The 4,351-nt window shown below is 62.9% G+C and carries 3 protein-coding genes; 2 read left to right on the top strand and 1 reads right to left on the bottom strand.

Annotation, left to right across the window (positions count from 1 at the left end):
* Positions 1–71: 71 nt before the first annotated feature.
* Both GSQ79_RS24060 and GSQ79_RS24065 read left to right on the top strand, forming a co-directional pair.
* Positions 72–2,213 carry an ATP-binding protein gene (locus GSQ79_RS24060; RefSeq protein ID WP_246725551.1) on the top strand — a complete coding sequence of 714 codons (2,142 nt, stop codon included), beginning with the start codon at positions 72–74 and terminating at the stop codon, positions 2,211–2,213.
* Between the two features lie 237 nt (positions 2,214–2,450).
* The gene (locus GSQ79_RS24065; protein ID WP_158811304.1) at positions 2,451–3,554 is read left to right on the top strand and encodes a catalase family protein; all 1,104 of its coding nucleotides are present in this window, start codon (positions 2,451–2,453) and stop codon (positions 3,552–3,554) included.
* A gap of 348 nt (positions 3,555–3,902) precedes the next feature.
* Here the strand turns inward: GSQ79_RS24065 and GSQ79_RS24070 are convergent, their stop codons facing one another.
* Positions 3,903–4,331, bottom strand: a complete 429-nt coding sequence (locus tag GSQ79_RS24070; RefSeq protein ID WP_158811305.1) for a nucleoside deaminase — start codon at positions 4,329–4,331, stop codon at positions 3,903–3,905.
* Between the last annotated feature and the right edge of the window lie 20 nt (positions 4,332–4,351).

Here is a 4,351-nt window from a genome sequence, read left to right on the forward strand (position 1 = left end):
TCGACAACGAGCCCCGTCCAAGGGGGCTCAGCGAAAGCCAGCGAGAAGGGTTGCGAGCCCTGTCCCGGCATGTGACTTCGCTGCTCGATCTTCGCCGCAGCGTGGCCCGGTCGCGAACCGTGGAAACCGCCCTGCGCTTCAGCGAGGAGCGCTACCGATCGCTGTTCAAGTCCATCGACGAAGGCTTCTGCATCATCCGGTTCATCGACGGGCCGCATGGGCCGTTCGGCGACTACGTGCATGTCGAGGCCAATCCGGCGTTCGAGCACCAACTCGGCATTCCGCACGCCACGGGCCTGACCTTGCGGGACATCGCTCCTGACGACGAAGCGAAAGGTTGGCTCGAACTTTACGGGAACGTGCTGCGTACCGGCCAGCCCATCCGTTTCGAGCGCGAGTTCGGGCCGACCCACCGGTTTTTGGAGGTCGCGGCGCACCGCGTCGAGCCGTCCAGTCGCTGTGAGGTCGCGGTATTGTTCATCGACATCACGGCACGCAGGCGCGCGGAGGCCGCGCTACGCGACAGCGAGGCGCTGGCGCGTGAGAACGTGGAGCGCGTGCAGCTCGCGTTGGCGGCGGGCGCGATCATCGGCACCTGGTTTTGGGACCCCATCAGCGACCGCTTCACGGTGGATGATGGCTTCGCCAGTACCTTCAGTCTGAGTGCCACGGTTCGCCAGGAAGGCGTCACGCTCGCCCACATCATGGAGGCTTTGCACCCCGATGATCGGGCCGGTTTAGCCGCGGCCATCGACGAGGCTGTCGCGCGGGGGGGGGCCTATGTTCATCAGTACCGCACACGCCGAGCTGATGGACGCTACCATTGGCTGGAAGCCGTCGGACGCGTCGATCTTGCGCCCGATGGCACGCCGGTCGGCTTTCCCGGTGTCTTCATCGACATCGAGGAGCGACGCGCCGTCGAGGCGGAGCGCGCACGCATCACGGAAGAGCTGCGCCGCCTGAACGAGACGCTGGAGCAGCGCGTTGCCGAGCGCACCACGGAATTGATGCGAACCGAGGAGGCCCTGCGCCAATCGCAAAAGATGGAAGCCGTCGGCCAGCTCACCGGCGGCTTGGCGCACGACTTCAACAACCTTCTTGCAGGCATCTCCGGCTCCTTGGAGCTGATGCAGATCAGAATGCAGCAGGGCCGCCTGACCGATGTCGATCGCTACGTGACCGCGGCCCAGGGCGCTGCCCGACGCGCTGCCGCGCTGACGCATCGCCTGCTCGCCTTCTCCCGCCGTCAGACCCTCGATCCGAAGCCGACCGACGTGAACCGCCTCGTTTCCGGCATGCAGGATTTGGTTCAACGTACCGTGGGGCCCTCGATCCATGTCGAGGTCGTCGGCGTCTCCGGCTTGTGGCCCGCGCTCGTGGATCCGCCCCAGCTTGAGAATGCCCTTCTGAACTTGTGCATCAATGCCCGTGACGCGATGCCGGACGGCGGCCGCATCACGGTCGAGACCGCCAACAGGTGGATGGACGAGCGAGCCGCCAGGAAGCAGGACATTCCGGAGGGCCAATACCTATCGCTTTGCGTGACCGACACCGGAACGGGCATGCCGCCCGACGTGATCGCCCGGGTGTTCGAACCGTTCTTTACGACGAAGCCGATCGGCGAGGGCACCGGCCTTGGCCTGTCGATGATCTACGGCTTTGCCAAGCAGTCGGGCGGACAGGTGCGCATCTATTCAGAGGTCGGGGACGGCACGACGGTGTGCATCTACCTGCCACGCCACTACGGTGAGGTCGAGGATGAGGAGGCCACGGCAAAGCTCGAAACGCTGGAGCGGTTCGATCAGGGCGAGACGGTGCTGGTCGTCGACGACGAGCCGACCGTTCGCATGCTCGTCACCGACATCCTCGAAGATCTCGGTTTTCTCGCAATTGAAGCAGGCGACAGCGCGGCTGGTCTCAAAATATTGCAATCAGACGTGCGCATCGACCTGCTCGTGACGGACGTCGGTTTGCCCGGCGGCATGAACGGGCGGCAGATGGCGGATGCCGGGCGTGTGAGGCGCCCGGACCTCAAGGTGCTTTTCATCACCGGCTACGCGGAAAACGCGATCCTTGGGAATGGGCAACTCGCGCCGGGCATGGCCGTGCTGACTAAACCGTTCCCGGTCGAAACGATGGCCGCGCGCATCCGCTCGATGATCGAGGGACCGAAAGCTGCAAGTCCAAGCATCCGAAGGTCCCCGAACTTATGATTTGAGATAGGTGCGCCAATGATGTGCACGCCGCTGGTCATCGATGTTCTCGAAGATCTCGGCGCCTGGCCAGAAGAGATTGATTACAGGAAATCAAAGGCTAAGCTGAAACTCGTGTCCGGTTCGCCCGTAGTGTGATCGAGATGTTTCGCTAAACGCGCTCAGTGCCCCCCGGCGGGCGTCCCGGCATGGCGAGACAGTCCTCACGTACCACCCTCGATTTTGAACGGATGCTTCATGTCGGCTCAGACCGCAATGAATGTTCTGCCCCTACGCTTTGATTCCTCGATGGAGACAATCGGAAAGGATGAGGCCAAAACCAATGAAGGTCTGATCGAGACTCTAGGAAAGATCAGTGAATCCACCTTCGAACATTCCGGGCATGCGACCCGCAGTGTTCATGCCAAGGCGCACGGTGTGCTCCGCGGAGATTTCACGGTCGTCGAAGGCTTGCCGCTGCATCTTGCGCAAGGCCTGTTTGCCCGGCCTGGTCGCTACGAGGTCGCGATGCGCTTTTCGACCCTGCCGGGCGACATTCTGGACGACAGCGTTTCTACGCCCCGCGGCCTCGCGATCAAACTGGTTGGCGTCCAGGGGCCTCGTCTGCCCGGCAGCGAAGCCGATACGACGCAGGATTTCGTGATGGTCAATGGGCCGGCCTTCAGCGCACCGAACGCCGAAAAATTCCTTGGCGTTCTGAAAGTGCTGGCGGCAACGACGGACAAGGTGGAAGGGGTCAAGAAGGTCGTGTCGGCGATCGCGCAAGGCACCGAGTCGATCATCGAAGCCTTCGGAGGCAAAAGCCCGACGATCACGACGATGGGCGGTCAAAAAGAGACCAACATTCTTGGCGAGACATTCTTCTCCCAGGTTCCGATCCTCTACGGCGATTACGTCGCCAAATATTCGGTGGCTCCTGTCGGCGTGCTCAAGACGTTGACGGACGCGCCCATCGACACAACAGACAACCCGAACGCGCTTCGCAATGCTGTTTCCGAACACTTCGCAGGCAATGGCGGCGACTGGGAATTCCGTGTGCAGCTTTGCACGGACCTTGCGACGATGCCGATCGAGGACGCCACGGTAGTCTGGCCCGAGGACAAGAGCCCATATGTCGTCGTCGCCCGTCTCCATGTCGAGCAGCAACCTTCCTGGTCTCCGACCGAGGTTGCGGCCATTGATGATGGCCTTTCCTTCAGCCCCTGGCACGGCTTGTTTGCTCATCGACCGTTAGGCTCGGTGAACAGGGCCCGAAATACGACCTATGCGAGTTCGGCGAACTTCCGCAGCACGCACAACGGTTGCCCGATCCATGAGCCGAAGACGCCGCGGCCTATGTAAACTGACTAAACGGGGTCGCCCTGCCTGCATCATTGGGTGGCGACCCTGTTCATCAGTCTAAGATCGAAATCACGTCGAGAAAAAGTTCAGAGGGGCGGCGCTGGATACCGGTCGCTAACTCCAGGGTTCAAAACGTATTCCGTTGGGATACGAAGACTGCAAATGATCCCTATGGAAGGTATTCCACCATCATTGCCGCTCGAAGGCAGCGGCATCCTGGCTTAACATTACGCGCTAGACTTTCGGACATCCCGGAGCAGCAGGTCTCTGGAATGGGCGACGATTCATCGGGCGTCCCGCAACGGGCGCTGAGCGACTCGTCAAGGTCTGCCCCAAGGCTTGTTCCCCCTACCGCCGCGCCGCAAAAAAGTCGCGCAGCAGCGCCCGCGCCTCCGCCTCGCGAAACCCGCCATAGACCTCCGGCGCATGGTGGCAGGTCGGTTGGCCGAAGAACCGCGGCCCGTTCTCCACCGCGCCGCCCTTCAAATCGTCGCAGCCGAAATACAGCCGGCGGATGCGGGCGAAGGAGAGCGCCGCGGCGCACATCGCGCAGGGCTCGAGCGTGACGTAGAGATCGCAGCCGATCAGCCGCTCGGTTTCGAGCAGCCGGCAGGCCTGGCGGATCGCCAACACCTCGGCGTGGGCCGTCGGGTCGTGGTCGGCCAGCGTGCGGTTGCCGGCGGCGGCAATGATCGCACCGTCGCGCACCACCACGGCGCCGACCGGCACCTCGCCACGCAGTGCCGCCGCCTCGGCCTCGGCGAGCGCGCGGGCCATCGGCGCCTCGCCATGAAAGT

It is taken from the genome of Beijerinckia sp. L45 (assembly GCF_009765775.1).
Classification (GTDB): domain Bacteria; phylum Pseudomonadota; class Alphaproteobacteria; order Rhizobiales; family Beijerinckiaceae; genus RH-AL1.

Excerpts from the sequence above, each read along its gene's own strand:
- GSQ79_RS24065 (WP_158811304.1), top strand. The coding sequence starts at position 2,451 with ATGTCGGCTCAGACCGCAATGAATGTTCTGCCCCTACGCTTTGATTCC.
- GSQ79_RS24070 (WP_158811305.1), bottom strand. The coding sequence starts at position 4,331 with ATGGCCCGCGCGCTCGCCGAGGCCGAGGCGGCGGCACTGCGTGGCGAG.